1 pseudogene is annotated in these 652 nt (G+C 65.8%); it reads right to left on the reverse strand.

The window, feature by feature from the left end:
* A pseudogene (locus tag ACYU8Y_RS26465) lies at positions 1 to 652 on the reverse strand (gliding motility-associated C-terminal domain-containing protein); the annotation flags it as partial.

Consider the following 652-nt stretch of genomic DNA (forward strand, 5'->3'; position numbering starts at 1 on the left):
GTCCCACCACTAGCCGGGCCAGTTGGGGGTCGGTGTACTGGCCCCTTGTCATCACCCGGTAGCAGTAGCTGGAGTCAGCCGAGAGCACCCGGCTGGTGTTGCCATCGGCCAGGAAGCTGTCCGATCCGTCGTCGGTGAAGCTGTAAGTGGACGTGTTGACGGCCAGCTCACGGATCTTGTTGAAGGGGCCGTTGGGCCCCGAGCGGCTGCGGTAGATGTCGTGGGTCTGTTTGTCGTTGCTCCAGGGCACGTTGGCCTGCCAGGAGAGGGTGATCTGTCGGTTGGCGGGGCTGGCCGACAGGCGCACCGAGGAGGCCGGATCGGTCACATCGAGCCGGGTGAGCTGGCCCGTGGCGGGGTCGGTGTAGTAGAACTCGAGCCGGTAGCGGTAGGCGTTGGCCACCGTGTTGAGGGCCGAGGTGGAGGACCCTTTGTCGATATAGACCGTGTCAGCGGCCGAGGGGTTGAGACTGGTGTTGATGGTGGCAATGGGGGTGTAGGTGGTGCCCTCCAGGCCGGTGGCTCGCTGGAGCCGGTACTGGTAGGGACCGCCCAGGTCGCCGGGGTTGAGCCCGATGGGTCGGCTCCATTTGACGGTGATCTGGCCGGTGGTCTCGCGGGTGGAGTCGACGCTGACCTGGGTGATGACCGG

Source organism: Spirosoma humi, from assembly GCF_054776575.1.